General features: G+C 38.7%; 13 protein-coding genes. 9 read left to right on the top strand and 4 right to left on the bottom strand.

The genetic code is table 11. The features are described from left to right. Positions 1-17: 17 nt before the first annotated feature. The 9 genes from FCN14_RS03535 to FCN14_RS03495 are packed head-to-tail and all read left to right on the top strand — an operon-like array spanning position 18 to position 13,504. A complete protein-coding gene (locus tag FCN14_RS03535; RefSeq protein WP_138429707.1) occupies positions 18-1,220 on the top strand; it encodes a DUF3492 domain-containing protein in 1,203 nt (400 codons plus the stop codon). Continuing rightward, positions 1,213-2,784: a GT4 family glycosyltransferase PelF gene (gene pelF / locus FCN14_RS03530; RefSeq protein ID WP_138429706.1), complete on the top strand. Its 1,572-nt coding sequence runs from the start codon at positions 1,213-1,215 to the stop codon at positions 2,782-2,784. The genes FCN14_RS03535 and pelF overlap by 8 nt, the downstream gene beginning before the upstream one ends. Further along, positions 2,777-4,405: an exopolysaccharide Pel transporter PelG gene (locus tag FCN14_RS03525; RefSeq protein WP_138429705.1), complete on the top strand. Its 1,629-nt coding sequence runs from the start codon at positions 2,777-2,779 to the stop codon at positions 4,403-4,405. The genes pelF and FCN14_RS03525 overlap by 8 nt, the downstream gene beginning before the upstream one ends. Before the next feature lie 12 nt (positions 4,406-4,417). Next, a complete protein-coding gene (locus tag FCN14_RS03520) occupies positions 4,418-6,016 on the top strand; it encodes an HD-GYP domain-containing protein (protein WP_138429704.1) in 1,599 nt (532 codons plus the stop codon). A gap of 43 nt (positions 6,017-6,059) precedes the next feature. Beyond that, the gene (locus FCN14_RS03515) at positions 6,060-6,863 is read left to right on the top strand and encodes an endo alpha-1,4 polygalactosaminidase (RefSeq protein WP_212747554.1); all 804 of its coding nucleotides are present in this window, start codon (positions 6,060-6,062) and stop codon (positions 6,861-6,863) included. A 29-nt stretch (positions 6,864-6,892) separates the two neighbouring features. Beyond that, the gene (locus FCN14_RS03510; protein ID WP_138429702.1) at positions 6,893-8,947 is read left to right on the top strand and encodes a hypothetical protein; all 2,055 of its coding nucleotides are present in this window, start codon (positions 6,893-6,895) and stop codon (positions 8,945-8,947) included. Further along, complete coding sequence (locus FCN14_RS03505) at positions 8,940-12,803, top strand: DUF2194 domain-containing protein (protein WP_138429701.1); 3,864 nt, start codon at positions 8,940-8,942, stop codon at positions 12,801-12,803. The genes FCN14_RS03510 and FCN14_RS03505 overlap by 8 nt, the downstream gene beginning before the upstream one ends. Positions 12,804-12,846: 43 nt before the next feature. Then, positions 12,847-13,176, top strand: coding sequence for a DUF2752 domain-containing protein (locus FCN14_RS03500; RefSeq protein WP_138429700.1), 330 nt, complete (start codon positions 12,847-12,849; stop codon positions 13,174-13,176). Then, positions 13,160-13,504 (top strand): TM2 domain-containing protein, encoded by a 345-nt coding sequence (locus FCN14_RS03495; RefSeq protein ID WP_138429699.1) that lies wholly within the window; start codon positions 13,160-13,162, stop codon positions 13,502-13,504. Before FCN14_RS03500 ends, FCN14_RS03495 begins: the two co-directional genes overlap by 17 nt. Before the next feature lie 2 nt (positions 13,505-13,506). Here the strand turns inward: FCN14_RS03495 and FCN14_RS03490 are convergent, their stop codons facing one another. The 4 genes from FCN14_RS03490 to FCN14_RS03475 form a co-directional block, all read right to left on the bottom strand. Continuing rightward, on the bottom strand, positions 13,507-14,277 hold the full coding sequence (locus FCN14_RS03490; RefSeq protein WP_138429698.1) for a DUF5777 family beta-barrel protein: 771 nt from the start codon (positions 14,275-14,277) through the stop codon (positions 13,507-13,509). A 75-nt stretch (positions 14,278-14,352) separates the two neighbouring features. Next, complete coding sequence (locus FCN14_RS03485) at positions 14,353-14,934, bottom strand: YceI family protein (protein WP_138429697.1); 582 nt, start codon at positions 14,932-14,934, stop codon at positions 14,353-14,355. Between the two features lie 9 nt (positions 14,935-14,943). Then, positions 14,944-15,426: a c-type cytochrome domain-containing protein gene (locus FCN14_RS03480; protein ID WP_138429696.1), complete on the bottom strand. Its 483-nt coding sequence runs from the start codon at positions 15,424-15,426 to the stop codon at positions 14,944-14,946. Between the two features lie 83 nt (positions 15,427-15,509). Beyond that, on the bottom strand, positions 15,510-16,748 hold the full coding sequence (locus FCN14_RS03475; RefSeq protein ID WP_138429695.1) for a hypothetical protein: 1,239 nt from the start codon (positions 16,746-16,748) through the stop codon (positions 15,510-15,512). Positions 16,749-16,751: the final 3 nt, after the last annotated feature.

Below are 16,751 nucleotides of genomic sequence, written 5' to 3'. Positions count from 1 at the left end.
ATTTAACGGTCTTACTCATGGGCAGCACGGATATTCTATTGGTGATAGAAGGCACTTACCCTTGGTATCGGGGTGGTGTAAGTGAATGGGTTCACCAATATATGAAGGCCTGTCATAACCAGCGCTTTCATATTCTTCAGGTTGCCACGGACCAATATTTAAATGCCCCGGTTTCGGAAGCTTTGTATGAGGTTCCAGAGCACCTGCATTCCTTTTGTCGAATTCCACCCCCAAGTTTAAAAAAGAATTGGCTGGATGAATCCCAACAATGGAAAAAAAGTGTAGAAGAAAAGACTAAACAGATAGTAAGTAAATGTGATCTGGTTCATATTGCGAATACCGGTTTCGCAGGGTGGTTGGGTAAGGAAGTGGCTGTAGATACAGGAAAACCTCTGTTATTGACAGAGCATGCTCTTTATTGGAAGGAGATAGACATGGGGGCCGTAGCTTTGGAATGTGGATATAAAATTCCTGATAGAGAGCAGCTCAAAAATGAATATACAGAGATGTTTAAAAAAATGGCTGAGGGTATCTATAAGGTTGCTGACCAGGTCGTTTCTGTGTCCGAATGCAATATGGAAGAGCAACATAGAATGGGAGCAACTAATGTGCAGTATATTCCAAATGGCATTCCGGGGAATTGGATAAAGAAAGAAAAGGAATATCAAGGGGATTTAACGGTAGGATGGATAGGGCGGTGTGCCGAAATGAAGAATCCACTTAAATTTTTTTCCTTAGCAGATGCCGCTAGAAAAATGGGGGTCGATGGTATAGAGTTTATGATGCTTAGCTGCGATGCTAATGAACCAAAACTGGCTGATGCGGTTCACAAAAAAAGCAAGGAGTATCCTGAGTTAAGACTGGTATGGAATAAATCTACGGTTGAGTATATAGATAAGATGGATGCTTTATGCATTACTAGTCATAATGAATCACAGCCGCTGGTTTTATTTGAAGCTTTGGCTCGTAAGGTATTACCTATAGGTTGGAAAGCTGGGGACGTTACCAATAGGTATGGTATTATAAAAAATAAAGATGAGAGCACTAAGGGTTTGCTAAACAGTGTTTTATCAGCATGGAATAATCCATTTTATTGGCGGAAAATCGTCAATGAGAAGTCTCTTTTAGTAGCTGAGAATCATAGGTGGGAGCATATTTTTAACCGTTACCGAACAATATTTGATCAGCTATTAAAAGGATGTTCAGTATATAATGATTAACTCAAAACCCACCATATTATTTGAAACTGAGGGATCCTATCCTTACTCCGGTGGAGGTGTGTCTACCTGGGCCCATATTTTGTGTACAGAGTTAGTAGATGATATTGATTTTATTATTATGGCATTGACGGGGAATCCCTATGTAGAGGCCCGTTATCGTAAAACTCCAAATATTAAATCAATTATTCATATTCCTCTGTGGGGTGTTGAAGAACCGGTTAGTCATTTTGATAAGGATCGGCCTTTTTCTGAACATCTGCTCAAAAAGGCTAATACTTCAAATGATGTCATTGAGCAGCTTTTTATGCCAATGTACCGTAGATTTTTAGATCATATCTTTGATCCTTTCCAATCTGCTGAACAGGCAGGTGAACTTATATATGGTTTCTGGAAGTTTTTCCAGCGGTTTGATTACAAAAAGACATTGAGTCATCCATTATTGTGGGATGCATTTAAACGGCGTCTGGAACAGTATTTTGCAGATTTGGGAGATCATAGTGATTCTGAGCATCCCAGTATGCTTGATGTAACTTTCGGAATGCGATGGATCTATCATTTTATGATGCCGTTGGCTGTCGATATCCCAAAGGTGAGTGCTACTCATGCTACCCTGGCTGGTTTTCCAGCAATTTCTTCTATTGTGGCAAAATTTGAATATGGAACCCCCATGGTGGTGACGGACCATGGGGTATATATTCGTGAACGCCTGATTAACGTGAGTCAGGAAGATATGTCCTACTTCTCTCAGCGTCTACTGGTAAATATGTCAACTTTTATGACTCGTGTTGTCTACTATTTTGCCGACCGAATTGCCCCTGTTACTTCAATTAATGCAAAGTGGGAAAAAAAGTATGAGGCAACTGAGGATCGTATTAGACCGATATATAATGGAGTAGATGCTGATCTGTTTCGTCCTCAGCCTAAACCAGAACATACTCAGGATCAACCTACAGTGGTTGCGGTAGCACATGTATTTCCATTGAAAGATATAGAAACGATGATTCGATCCTGTGAGCTGGTTCGTCGTGAAATCCCGGACGTACAATATATTATTTATGGTAGTCTAGAAGTAGATAAGGCCTATGTGCAAAAGTGTAAAGATCTTGTTGAGGAGCTAAACCTGGAAGACCACTTTACCTTCGGTGGATATCATGATACGCCCAGCAAAATATTTAATGAAGGGGATTTATCAATTCTCAGCTCAATATCTGAAGGGTTCCCCTATACAGTATTGGAGTCGATGAGTTGCTCTCGCCCTGTAGTAGCAACCGATGTTGGTGGTGTTAGAGAAGCTGTAGAAGGGTGTGGTATATTATGTAAACCTAGAAATGCCAGGGAACTAGCAGATGGAGTTATAAAACTTCTGGAAGATGATGACCTTCGTATTGAGTTGGGACAGAAGGCTCGTTCACGAGTATTGTTAAAATATACTATCACGAAATCTGTGAATAATTATCGAAATTTATACCAATCTTTTCATGAGCAGAAACATATTCCTCAATCGGGTGGTATAGGATTGTCCGCTGTAAAAAAAGTTATGGAGGAGGTGAAGGCAGATGTCTGAACTTCCTGTTATTGAAAGTAAAACAATAGATTCCGTTGAGGAGCTTACCGAAGAGGTACGAGAACTGGTTGGTAACCCTTTAAGTAGGCGGGCCGTGGCAGCAACTATTGAATCTTTAGGGGTTCGGGAAGTAGATGTTAAAAAAGATTTCGGCTATGATTCAATTTTTGACTTAGCTGACGACCTATATGTTCAGTTGAAGAAAGAGACCAGGAAGCGTGAGGAAGCCAATAGTGGGGAGCAGATTGCCGAAATTACAAATACAGGCTTTTTAGAGCAGGTAAAGTTTTTTTGCTTTTACTATGGCAAAGGGTTGCTTTTTTCACTTCCGATGTTAAGCCAGATTGCAGCCGTCATTATTTTCCGATATTCGTTATGGGCGTGGCTGGAGTTTAATGAGGCCCAGGCTACTGTTGTAGCTTTTGGAACTATAACGGCTTTTGTAATTACCGGGGGATTTATCCAGGTAATGGGCAGGTCGGTAACAACACATAAGAGTAATAATAATTTTAACCTGGCATTTAAAGCTGCCAAACAGATCGTAAGTGCGGGTGTCTCTACGGTATTACTCTTAGCTCTACTCTTTTTTATGGTTAACCTGGTAATCCCTTTTTATCCACAGCCTATGATCGTTTTGGGGTTAGTATATATGGTTCTAATAAGTTTTTTACTATTGGGATCGGGTGTTTTATATGCTTTACAACAACAGATTCCGATACTAGTAATTATTGCCGCAGGAACATTTGTCGTATTATTTAATATGGAGGTTATGAACATGGGGATATATGTTTCCCAATGGTTAGCCATGGCAATTACAACAGGAACATTGTACGGATATGCTTACCTCTTTTTTAAGCTTAAAATACGATTTGGCCCCAGTGAAAATATTGAGCAGTCTTTGGCTGAGCCGGAGGTCCGTTATTACATTAACTACCGCTATTTTATTTATGGATTTGGATATTTCCTTTTTTTATTTTTGGATCGAATTCTGGCATGGTCTGCCGGTCCACCGCCACCGCCCTATATAATTTGGTTTAATACCCCTTATGAGCTAGGGATGGACTGGGCGCTGCTTACGTTAGTTCTCAGTGTGGCAGTGCTGGAGTACAGTGTTGAGGCATTTTCCAAATTCTTAGTGCCTCTACAGAAAAAGGCTAAATTCAGTGAGTTAGAATCATTTAATAAATACTACAAGAGGTTTTATTTTCGACAAATAATTTTGTTGTTACTAGTAAGTGCAATTTCGATAGCCCTTACCTATTACTCCGTAATCAGTTTAAAAAGTTTTGGCAATGAAATCCCTGAAATTCGTGATTTCTTTGCTAACCCCATGACAACGAAGGTGTTCTGGATTGCCAGCATATCCTATGTTTTTTTAAATATAGGCTTGTTGCATACTTTATTCTTTTTCACCTTACACAAACCGAAATATTCAATGTGCTCAATACTAGCAGCGGTAGTAGTAAATATCTTTGTTGGTTATTTGTGTAGCCGAATAATTGCTCTTGAATATGCTGTGTTTGGTCTACTGGGTGGTTCAATCTGCTTTGCGATTATTTCTGGTTTAATAGCTAAAAGATTTTTTCAAAACCTTGATTACTACTACTATTCTGCATTTTAGAATTCTTAAATTATGAAAGATGTTAAAAGTTACGTACAAACTATTGCCAAGAGACTGGGTTCAGCTTTTTCACTCGAAGATTTTGAGCTAGAAGATGAATTGGAGTTTTGGGCTCTGGCTGCTGAATACTTATCAAGAAGTGCAAGCCCCGAATTTCATGAAGTTGCCGAGTGGATGGACATACTCTACAATGCTCCTGTTCATTTTGTTTATCTAAAAGATGAGAAAGGGAAATTAAAACTTCAGTATCGATCTGTTTTTACTGAAAATCTGGAAAGTAAATTTTCGCTTAGTAAACTGAGCAGCAGTGAGCGTAGTGAAAAAGTAGCAAAATTTGAACAGCGCCTTGATAATCTGGAAAAGAGAGTGCTCATAGATGAGGAAATGAAGGAGATGGGGGGCGCTTCTTTTCCTATAGGTCACTGTCATCGTATTCCTTTGTTCAATGAAGATGAATTCTGTGGAATGTACTGTACGGGTCCGTATGTTGAAAATCCTAGTGGTATTATTCCACGCCTGTCAATTATTGGTCGGATTCTTTCTAATTGGTTGATCGAGTCTGACGACCGAGATGATGTAAGAGAAGTTACAGGGCAGGGAATAGAAAAAGAACTCGTGTCTTTAGAGTCTGAGGGGCTTGAAGTGTCGGGTTATGCCAATGTGTTACTAGGTCATCTTACGGGGGTTAAAATGGCAAAATCGGCAGCCTTGGTTGATCTTAGCGAGCCAATGGTGGTCGCAAAAGCAAATATGGCCGATAATTTCGTGGCTAATATTCAATATTTCGATGGTGATAAAGAAAATGCTGACGCCCTTTCTGCTTATTTGAAAGATCAATTGGATCTAACAGAGGATGAAGGTCAGTTAGTTGTTGAACCAATGAATACGCTTTCTCCCAGTACTTTTTTGATTCTTACTGTTGATGGGGGAGAAGGAGAAGATTTTAAATCGTCAGAAAATTATAAGGTGATTTTAGAGACCCTGCAACAGCTCCTTCGGTATCAGGATCAAAACAAGCATATTACCAATCGTATTACTGAAACGTATTACCAAATGCTACGAGAGATTGAGCGGAAAAGGGATAAGACTGCATATCATACGGATCGGGTCATGGCTCTTTGTAACGCTTTTGGGGATTATTTTGGAATGGGAGAAGGCGAAAAAGAGAATGTATTACTTACGGCTAAGCTACACGATATAGGATATTTAAGCCTTCGCCAAAATTCTAACAAGAGAACGGTTGGCTCTGATCTTGAGCACCCAACTCTGGGGTATAAACTGATCAAAAATCTTTCATTAGATGAAAGTGTAAAACAAGGCATACGTACCCACCATGAATGGGTTGATGGCTCTGGAACCCCGAATGGCATTGAGGGTGATGAAATTGTTTGGACCGGAAAAGTTGTTGGCTTGTTTGAGTTTGTAGCACAGTTTATTGAGAGTAGTAAAGATAACGATACTAAAAATGGTAAAGAATGGTTAGATGAATTAACATCAAGGCTTATTGAAAGAGCAGATGTTCAGTTTGATATGATCTTGATACCAACAGCGGTCGAAATGCTTAATGATTTGAATTGGAAAGAGCTTTGTAAACTTGGAGAGGATGCCTAGTATGATAAGGTATGTTGTTTTAATCTTTTGTTCGATATCTCTTTTGATTGATGCGTGTAATACTACTGAATCTGTAAAAAAGATTGATGTAGAACCATTCGCCGCAAGTTATGAGCGCATATCTTCACTTGAGAAAGTAGCTTCAAAGTATGATCTGCTTATTGTAGAGCCCGACAACTATTCAAAAGCAGCTGTTGATACCTTAAATACTCCTGATAATACCTTGTTAGGTTACATTTCGCTGGGAGAGGTTAACAAGTTTCGATGGTATTACCCTCTTATGGAAGAACAGGGCTTTATTGGTATTAATGAGAACTGGGATAGCCCATATCTTAATTTAGCAGATTCTACGACCCGATCTATCTTGCTGGATAAAGTGTTACCAAACATTATGACTAAAGGTTATGATGGACTTTTTTTGGACACTATTGATAATGTAGCACCCTATACTGAGCGTAGCCATTTGCAACCGTATATGCTCGAAATAATTGCAGGTATTAAAGAACGCTATCCCAAGGCGGTAGTAGTTCAGAATGCTGGGCTGTTTATGCTGGATAGAACTCATAAATATATTGATGCCGTACTAATTGAAGATGTAGCTACTAATTACAACTTTAAGCGAAAAGATTACCATCTCAGGTCAACCGAATCATATCGGGAAAAAGTGGATAGAATAATTAAATTAAAACAAGAATATGATCTGCCGTTTTTAATTGTTGATTTTGCTAAAACTTATAGTCTTAAAAAATTGGCGCGTAACAGGTTAGATACTTTGGGCATGCCATATTTTATAAGCACGATAGAGCTAAATGATATTTCAAAAGGGATTTCGAGCAAGCAGCAATAATATATGATTATCCTTTAAAGCTGATATCTGTGGACATTTTTTTTCAGTTACCATATGTGGTAGATGCCTTATTTGCGGCGGCACGTATTATTATTACTTTCGTGTTGTTATTTGGTTTCATTGCTCCACTTTTTTTATCCCATACAAGAAATTTACCTAATATTGAAAAGCTTATCTATTCTTGGGTAGGGTTAGGCGGTATCATTATATTTACTGTTTTTGTCCTTACTGTCCTTCATATCTACGACTTTATAAGTCTGGGATTAACCTTACTGCTAATTCCACTGATTATTAATATATATCGCAGTGATGCCCAGAGTGTGAGAGAATATCTTCGCCAGTGGGAACTACAGGCCCTCATTAAACAAGTGAAAATTATTGAAAATGAAGAAACATCACACTGGGAAGCTGTTGAAGAGAAGGTAAAAAATATTTTTACTATTGAGTCCAAAGAAGGCAGTCACTGGTTTCTTGTTTTTGGTATTGCCTTAACGGGGGGACTCATTAGAATGTATCCTGCCTTGCAACATGCTGCTCCATTTAGCCGTGGGTGGTTTGAACAGCTTGATCGTATTAAGAAGTTGAGATTACAGCAGTATTTTGCAGAAACTCCTATACCAGGAGGTATGCACTCACTGGTAAGTATTTTCAGTATGCTAACACAGATTAGCCCTGAAATGATACTGCACCTGTTAGGAGCACTAACCAGCTTTTTTCTCTGTATTATTGTGTATTGGATATCTCGTGATATTACAAAAAACCGATATCCTTTTGCTTCAATTGTCGGAATGTCTCTGTATGCTATAGTACCAATCTTATTTTTACCTATATCCCTGGACCAACAGGTAGAAGCCAGCAGTATCGATTTAGCCCTCTGTTTCGCGCTGCCAACATTAACTATTTTCATCAGAAATTTACGAGCAACGTACAAAAGTCCTTGGTTTTATATCCTTTCAGGCTTTGTAGCAACCGGATTTACAAACCTGTTTGTGGCTTTTGTTATCCTTTTTCCGCTTTTGTTTTTGGGATTGTTAAGTCTGCCGAGACGAAGATATCTAAAGTCTTTCTTAAGACTTTCGGCTTACTTACTTAGTTTGGCCGTTGTAGTGTTATTACCCTTTATAATCTATGGGTTTTATAAGGATACCGATATGCAGGCTTTTGTATTATCCCAACTTTATGATATCCAAGCATATAGTTATTTCCCGGAACTATTATTTCCAATTCAACAGTTGAGTCTCTACTACATATATATTGCAGGTGGTTTGCTGGTCTATTACCTCATTGATTATGTTTTGAATAAAGGCTCAACTATTCGGGATGAGCTAATATTCGTAGTCGTTTTTATCCTAATTGCATTGCGGTATACCACTTTACTGGATTTTTCTGAACTATTTTGGCTTGATACTGCCCAGCTCAATGAATTTTATGCTTTGATGATAGGGGTTCTTGGTAGTCTTTTGGTAGCAGTATTATTTGAGTTGTCTGAGCGATTGATCGATATTACATCCGCCACTGTTATTAAACTCTCGTGGGTAATTTCAGTAGGTGTTATTGGTGGATTAATTTACATGCAGGGCGGTATTCGAGTAAGCAGAATGCTACCTTCAACGATGCCTGATGGTTTTTTTGAGGCCTACTATCAGGTTATAGATGAACGATTGCCCTATACATATGCTACTGTGGGGCCAGAAGTATTTCGTATTCAAGCCCAAAACAGGCATTTTTATATGGACTATGAATATTTTTTGGATGAATACGGTGCTATTGATTCTCTTTATCAACAGCAATTGACATCAGAATCTGTTGATGTTGTTCCTCCTGCATCGATTTTTGTATTTACCGAAAAAGCCCCATATGGCGATATTCAACAAGGTATTTTGTATGATTCTCCAGGGGTGATGCGTGATGCTGAACAGTGGTTAGCAGATTTTAAAGCGTTACCTGAAAGAAATATTAAAAAATTTTACGATGGACCTTCGACCACTGTTTATGAGATCATAAATCGGCCAACAGAATCAAAAGTTGACGACATTTTGTTTCATATTTTCCCGGGTAATGAATCAGGATATTTGAATGAATAGGCTTTACCTCTATTTGTGTGCTGTTATTTTGGTGATTGCCACTCTTGGTGGGTGTCGTGGAGGGTGTTCTTCGGATCGACAAGTTACTATACAAAACTTTGAGGAATCGAAACCGCTGGTCATGGTGGTTAAAAATCGGTTTGATTCTTCTTCCATTTCTTCTAATGAAAATGTCACACAGGCTTTGGAGTATGCAAAAATCCCATATCAAACGCATGATTTAACACTGGGAGATTCTGAGTTGGAAATACCAAAATCCATTAAGGTAATATATTTTTCCACCGATCGGGTAGAGCAGATGAAAGAGAAAGAAGTGGAAATGTTGCTTGAGTTTGTGGCTGAAGGAAATCAGTTGGTAATATTATCGCCCCTTTATGATGAGCGATTCCAGTATTTTACCGGTTTAGATCCGAATAAAAATCCGGTGCTTAATAAAACAGCAGAAGGGTTTACCTTTAAGAAAAATGTCTTTCCCCATTATAAGGGTAAGCAATATCAAAATAGGGCAACTTTTATTCATAATGGCTTTGGTGGTGAGTATTTTGTAGATGACAAGTCGGTATTAGCAACAGCATCCACAAATTCCGAATACCCGGCAATCATACAAAGAGATATAGGAAAGGGGCGTTCTATCTATTTCAATACAACCGTTATGACCGATAAAAGTTATCGCGGATTACTGTTTTCCGTAGGATTAAAAGCCCTTGAGGGTATCCCATACCGGGTTGCTAATGTAAGCACCATATTTTTGGATGACTTTCCAGCTCCCCTATATAATGAAAAATTAGAACCTGTGGATGAAGAATATGATACCACACACGCTGATTTTGTTGCTCGAATTTGGTGGCCTGATATGAAAAGACTGGCCAACACCTATAATATGGACTATACAGCAGTTATGGCCTTTAATTATAATGCTGTGGTGGTGCCACCTTTCGATTTTAAAGAATGGAAGTCTGGAAAGATAACTTTTGATGGGGAAACATATAATGCTAGTGCCTGGCTTGCCCGGGATATTCGTGACTCGCGGCATGAGCTGGGATTGCACGGCTACAATCACTTTTCTCTTTGGAAGAAGGATTGGAGTAATATTCAGTTTATGCAAGCCTCTCTGCAGGCTGTTAAAAAGCGGTGGCGAATAGATAATCTGGGGAGTTTTCCCGTATCCTATGTACCACCTACAAACAATATTGATTCATTAGGTATACAAGCAATTTCTTTAACCATGCCTAGTATTAAGTACATAAGTTCTATTTATCTGGGTAGTTTTGAGGAGGGAGGAGATCGTGAATTTGGTCCTGAGCCTTATGCTCCAGAGTTATTTGATTATCCCCGAATTACAAGTGGGTATGTGAACGATAATGCTTCAAACTTTAATCAAAATAGTCTCTTCCTTTTTACCGGAATCTGGAATCATTTTGTTCACCCTGATGATGTTTTCCAGGTTCACCAGCGCTCTCAAGATAAATATAGGAGCAGAAATCCCCGGGGATTAGGTTGGCATAGCAATGACGAACATGATATTGGTTTGTATGAGGTTTTTAAAAACCGTGTGGATGAAACTTTGGAACGATACCCTGTTTCACGTTTTCTAGCTGTAAAAGAAGCAGCACCCATTGCACAAAGATGGCTCAATACGTACAGTAAGTACAGTTATGAGGATAACGTACTTAAAATTTCGACCGTCCCCATGGATAGACGGTACTCAAAAAATGAATCAAAATATTGGTTTACTTATGTAAGCGAAGCGAATCAACCGGTTGTAGAACAAGCGCTTTCGACATCAGATATTGCGTTTGAGCAGTCTCCATTATGGGATGGCGCTTTGTATCAGTTTAAAACAACTTCTGATTCCCTGGAAATGCCGGTCTTGGAGAGCGAGGAGGTGCGAGAAAGGGGGCAGCTTGTATCAAAGGTGAAAAGTGATTACCAGGATTATATGAATCCTCCGGAATCTGAAGTTGAAGGAACACAACAGTGGACAGATAAGCGGCTCGAAAAGGCGTTAGCTGCATATAGCAGCAATCACAATAGCCGAGAATTGCGAGAAAAGGTATTGTCGCTGGCTATTGAATTTGATAGAACGCCATTAGCGATTACTGTACTTGAACGGCTTCTGCTGAGCAATGGCGAATGGTATACACAGGATGTAGAACGACTATTGAAATACTATGGATGGGAAAATATGCCTGATCGTGCATATAGATTTACAGAAAAGCTCTGGAAAAAATACCATGATTCATCGATTTTAAAATTCAAGGATATGGTAATCAATCAGTTTGGTGTTCCAAACCAAGAGTTTCGGGATCGATGGTTACAGCGAGCCTATAATTTAACGCCGGATAATCCTGAACTACTTAAATCACTGTTGCAAGCCTCAGATACTTGGGGAAAGCGAAAAAAGTATATTTCAGAACTAATTGATTTAAATCCCCGGTCCGATTCGTTATACGGTTATGCAATTGAGCAATCAATATTTTATGGGGATGCAGATCAAACGATTAATTTACTGCAGTCTTTTCCCGATTCAACCTTCGTCGAAAGGCAAATAATACCATATGCCGATCAGATTGCATATCGATATGCAGAAAAAAATCAATTAACTCGGGCCGGCCTTTGGGCTAAAAAATCAGAAGAGATTGCTGAAACGACTAAGTTGGGTTGGTTGATGCAGCAGCAGCGATATAATGCATTTATTGATCGTAGTAAGCAGTATCTGGACAAGAATCCGGAGAACAATTCGCTGCGTACGTATATCGGTCAACAACTGATCTATGCAAAGTTCAGGGATTTAGGATATGAAACGCTTTATCCACTCTTTGAAACAGGAGAGGCTGAAAAGGAAAGTAAGAAGTTAGTGCGTGATGAAATAGGCTATATGGGATATGAGAAGCAAAAGTCTTTCTATAAAAAGTTTCCCGCTTTCTTTTCTGATAGCCTGCGAAAGGCAGTTACTAGCACATATCGTAAGAGTGAAGGAGTGATAGTGGGTTCAGAAGCTTCATTCACTTCTGATAATTTTGAAAATAATACAGGCTCCTTAGGTATTTTCGGAGAATGGGGAAATCGGACAAAATATGTGCACGGCTTATCAATACATGATCGATATGTTAGTTCTAATACATTAAATGGTAATAGAATAGATTATTTATATAATGTAAATTATAAGTATAAAAGAAATTTTAATAACCAAAGCAGCCAATTAATATTAGGGGGAAGTATTTATTCGGAAAACAATTCCTTGAAGCCTGGAGCACAGTTGGGATACTGGTTTGCTAAAGATTCTACTTATACTTCGGTTGAGGCTAAACTACAGCCGGTATTTACTAATTCTGGGTTGCAGGGTGACATCAACAAAATAGAGGGGACATTATATCGTGAAGACCATTGGTTCGATAATCGTTTTCAAACAGCTCTTTCACTCACTGCAAAATGGTATACTGATAAAAACTTTTCTTACGAGGGATTATTAAAACTATACTATCGTGTTCTTGATAATAATAGATTGACAAAAATACGCCCACTGGTTGATTTTTCTTATGCTGACGCTAAAATAGGATACCTGACCGGGGTTCCATACTATACACCTAATAACCTTGCAGTTAAAGGCGCTGGCGTAGAGCTTGGTTATCAGAATATGCGTAGTGATCCTTCATTTTCAAGTCGTTTAGAAATTTTGGGAAAACATAGTAATAGAGATGGGGCTTTTTTAGCTGCCAGTGGGAGTGTTACTGCACAGATTAATAAATATTGGGATCTGGCACTCAACGGATATTTATCTACCAGTAAAATCTATCGGTATAATAGTTTGAGCCTTAGCATTTCATATATTTTCCCTCGCAGATTGGGCAAATAAATTTGAAACTTTATTTAGGTAAAAGCGTACGTTTATAAACGTTATGAAAGAACAGCTCAAATACCTTTTTAGAAATTATTTTGAAATAACCGCTTTTTCAGTCGGATTGATATTGCTCGCTCTTATGGATCCTGAAATTGCAAACGGACCAGACCTATGTCTTTTTGAACAGGTTGGCATTACCTTTTGTCCAGGCGACGGCTTGGGGCATTCTATTGCGTATACTTTTAACGGAGATATTAGTAATGCCATGCAGTCAAATATATTAGGCCCATTTGCTATTATTATTTTAGTTGGAAGAGTTGGATATTTAATCCATAACAAAATCACTAATAAAAAAAGAAACTACATAGATTATGGCCCGAATGATTGATTTTTTGCCAGAATTAGAGGGGGATGAAGGAGCATATATTGCTAAACTTATGTCGTCGATGAATGATGAGAAAGCACAACGATTCGCCCGCGTTTATCGGGCCCGCAGAAAAGAGCCGCAGATTATTTTATTTACTGCTCTTGTTGGTTTCTTTGGGATAGCAGGCGTTCATCGTTTTGTTATAGGTCAAGTGGGGATGGGTATACTTTATCTATTGACAGGTGGACTATGTGCTATCGGTACAATTGTCGATATCATTAATTACAAAAGTTTGGCTTTTGAATATAATCGGGGAGTTGCTCAGGATGTGATGACACTTTTGGATTAATTTTACAGTCCAAATATCCGGTTTACGTTGAACCCAAATCGGAAATCGCCGGCCCAGAATTGATCTCTATTATTAGCTATAACGTATTGTTCAAGATGCCAGCGAGTGGAGGTGAAGAATAGTTGAAAGACGTGACCGCCTGTTTGAATATTCAGACCTAATGAAAAGGCGTTATTAGTATTACTATTGCGATTACCAATTACTGGATAATATTCTGCAATAAGGGTATACCGTTCTGTAAGATTGATACGGGATCCTACTCCCACTGAAAAAAGATGGTTTTCTTTATTGGCTGTAACAGAACTATAGTAACCATACATTGGAGATAATTGCAGACTAAGAGTTTGGTTGAATTTCTTAGAAACAATAGCTGACGCCAATGTACTAATATCATCTTTTAAGGGTTGTCTGTTTTCTTGGGTAACAATTCCTAGATCACCTTTGAGAGCGATACTAAGAGGTTTCGAATGATCTGTAGTTTGTTGTATCAGCGCATATTTGGTGCGTATATCAACTACATTGAAGCGGGAGGATCGACCAATGCCCACAGACCAACGATCAGTTATTCCATAGTCAAGCCCCAAACGAACATTCTGAATATTATCAAGGCCAAAGAAATTTTGTATTGCCCTGGTCGTAGCAATACCAAAACTATGCATAATGGTAGAATTGAGATTGCGTGCATCTAATGTTTCTGTTGTCGTTAGAGAGACCAGGGAAGGAGTCCAGAACGTTTCAACCGGTTCTGTAATATTGGCTCTTTGTCGTTCCATTTGGGCCTGCCCATTTACGGATATCAATAGTAAAAATAATGGCAATAGAACTATTGTATTAAATAATCGCATATATTATTTGGCTTTTGTATTAGGAGGTAAAGTTGCAGAAATGCGTATATCAATTTTCTCGCTCACTCGGTAAAATAGAATACCTGGTGGCTTGATGTTATAGTCTTTCATATTAAGTGTCCAGTTAGCTTGTAAACGCAGGCCATCACTAGTTTTTTGAAGTGTGCCATCAATAGTTATTGTATTTGAAACACCATGTACGGTAAATTCACCTTGAACAGTTACATTTTGGGGCTGATTATTTTGAGGATTAAAGTCAGAAATCAGTTTGCCATAGAATTCTGCAAAAGGATGGGTTTCAGCATCGAGTGTTTTTAGCATATCTCGATCCCTCTTGCCGATTCCTGTTTCAACAGTGTGCATATCCACATAAAAATCGACTAATGAACTTTGTAGATCTATTTTTCCTACAAGGTGATCAGAAATACCGGTAAAAGAATGGAGGGGCACAGAAGAGTCAAACTCCACATGCCCTGACTTAGTTAGGTAACTTTGACCTATACTTTTGATTGGTATAAACAACAGTACCAATAGTACTGCAAATGAATATTTAACTTTGTTACTAAGGAGGTTGGATATATGCATAACAAAAAGTTAATTATCGGGTGCGCCATCGTCGATCCATGCCTTGATGGAGTCAATTTCAGCTTGTTCCAGAGCACTTCCATTTTCAGGCATGCGGCTTCCTTCATCGGGGTTTTCTTCAATTTTATCTACTAATGGACTGTTATTAGGATTCCCCGGATCTACGATTTTTTTCTCATATTGATTCCCGGTACTATTCATAGTTGCATTATAATCGCTTAGGTTCACACCGCTACTTACACTTCCTGCGTCATGACACCCACTAGTAGCACAGTTGCCGTTAAAAATGGGTTGGATATCCTGAGAATAGCTGACAAGCCGATTTGGGTCTTCAGGCGGGGGGTCACCACCACCGCTATCATCTTGGGAACTCGTAGAGCTACTGCAGGAAAGTAGAAGAAATCCAAGTGAAAAAACAATTATTGACAGATAGTACTTATTTATTGTTGCGGAACCTGTTTTATTACTACATGAAGAGATAGAATAATACATGATATTAGGCCTATATTTGTTAATTGAGTTTTAAAGTACCATCTGGTACTGTACTACGTAATTACTGTTAGAACAGATTGGGATTATTTAATGTTATAATTAATTGAAAATAAGCTACCCAAGGAATAGAGATGAACATTTCCCCAGCCTACCTTTTTAAGAGGAAGTTTAACGAATGGTGTAGCTCTTAAACTTAACTCCTGTGTAATGTCAATTTCATAACCTACCGAAAGAGTGGCATTACTCAACCAGTGAGAGGTTCCGGTGCGCTGATGCCAGCGTTTTTTTAGACCAGGATGATAGCTTTGGTAATTGAATTGATAGTCTTCATCAAGCATGATGTAAGAGGAAAGCCCTGCTGAAGCATATAACCTTGAATGATTAAAATGCATAAAATCATATTTTATAGTAATTGGGATATCAAGCAGTATACATCTACCTATTGTTTCATCCGGTACTCTTCCATACGACCAGTACCCCGGTGGTGGCGAATACTGATCACCCTTGGCTTGGTATTGAACTTTTGTTCTCTGAACACCAACGGAGATGGCAAAATTTCGTGTAACTTTGTATTCAATTGATAACCCAAGTTTGTATCCGGGAGTTTGAAAGTCAGATAAGGTACCCACCGAACTTAGATCAGGTCCTGATAGAAAACCGATGCTAAAACGAGAGAATTGCGGATTGGGCTGTAGGCTTGTGGCACTGATCTGGTTTGATGTTTCTTCTTGTGCTTTTGCCCAAGTGGATCTGTTAACGGCTTTGATGGTTGGGATAGTGGAGGCTATCTCATTAAATCTTGTAGAAAGCTCCATGTTTTTGTCTGTAAAATTGTTAGTTACCAGCTTCTCTAGATTCAGCTGGCCCATTTCTTTAGTATCCTGCTTATCTTCAAGAGCCACTTTATTGTGCAGATTTTCTTGCTCCTTTTCATTTATCGCAGGAGGCTTGTTAATTTTGGAGGCATCTTCGGATTTTGGGTTGTTTGGTTGATCATTTGATACAATATCATCAGATTTCTCAGGAGCTGAATTTGCAGAAGGGGGGACAGTTGTTATTTGTTGTTGGCTATCCAGCTGGTTAGCTAGTTTATTGATCGTAAGCTGTTGGTTATATGTGATATAGGTTAATACAGCAAATAGTAATGCAATAACAGCTGCCGCCAACCATTTTTGTCGGCGTTGTCGGCGAAATTTATCTGCTTTATCGAGGCGCGTCTCCATATTTTCCCAGTCTTCTTCACGATATTCAATATCGTATTCCTGAGATTTTTTTCTGAAAAATTCCTCTAAAGGATCACTATTATTGCTTTGTTCATTCATAAT

Origin of the sequence: Fodinibius saliphilus, assembly GCF_005869845.1 — a bacterium.
In the GTDB taxonomy this organism is placed as follows: domain Bacteria; phylum Bacteroidota; class Rhodothermia; order Balneolales; family Balneolaceae; genus Fodinibius; species Fodinibius saliphilus.
This window is presented reverse-complemented; position numbering and strand designations above follow the sequence as displayed.

What these genes read in the sequence shown, in the direction of transcription:
- FCN14_RS03500 (WP_138429700.1), top strand. Translation starts at nt 12,847, where the DNA reads ATGAAAGAACAGCTCAAATACCTTTTTAGAAATTATTTTGAAATAACC.
- FCN14_RS03475 (WP_138429695.1), bottom strand. Translation starts at nt 16,748, where the DNA reads ATGAATGAACAAAGCAATAATAGTGATCCTTTAGAGGAATTTTTCAGA.
- FCN14_RS03490 (WP_138429698.1), bottom strand. Translation starts at nt 14,277, where the DNA reads ATGGAACGACAAAGAGCCAATATTACAGAACCGGTTGAAACGTTCTGG.
- FCN14_RS03535 (WP_138429707.1), top strand. Translation starts at nt 18, where the DNA reads ATGGGCAGCACGGATATTCTATTGGTGATAGAAGGCACTTACCCTTGG.
- FCN14_RS03480 (WP_138429696.1), bottom strand. Translation starts at nt 15,426, where the DNA reads ATGTATTATTCTATCTCTTCATGTAGTAATAAAACAGGTTCCGCAACA.
- FCN14_RS03525 (WP_138429705.1), top strand. Translation starts at nt 2,777, where the DNA reads ATGTCTGAACTTCCTGTTATTGAAAGTAAAACAATAGATTCCGTTGAG.
- pelF (WP_138429706.1), top strand. Translation starts at nt 1,213, where the DNA reads ATGATTAACTCAAAACCCACCATATTATTTGAAACTGAGGGATCCTAT.
- FCN14_RS03505 (WP_138429701.1), top strand. Translation starts at nt 8,940, where the DNA reads ATGAATAGGCTTTACCTCTATTTGTGTGCTGTTATTTTGGTGATTGCC.
- FCN14_RS03495 (WP_138429699.1), top strand. Translation starts at nt 13,160, where the DNA reads ATGGCCCGAATGATTGATTTTTTGCCAGAATTAGAGGGGGATGAAGGA.
- FCN14_RS03485 (WP_138429697.1), bottom strand. Translation starts at nt 14,934, where the DNA reads ATGCATATATCCAACCTCCTTAGTAACAAAGTTAAATATTCATTTGCA.
- FCN14_RS03520 (WP_138429704.1), top strand. Translation starts at nt 4,418, where the DNA reads ATGAAAGATGTTAAAAGTTACGTACAAACTATTGCCAAGAGACTGGGT.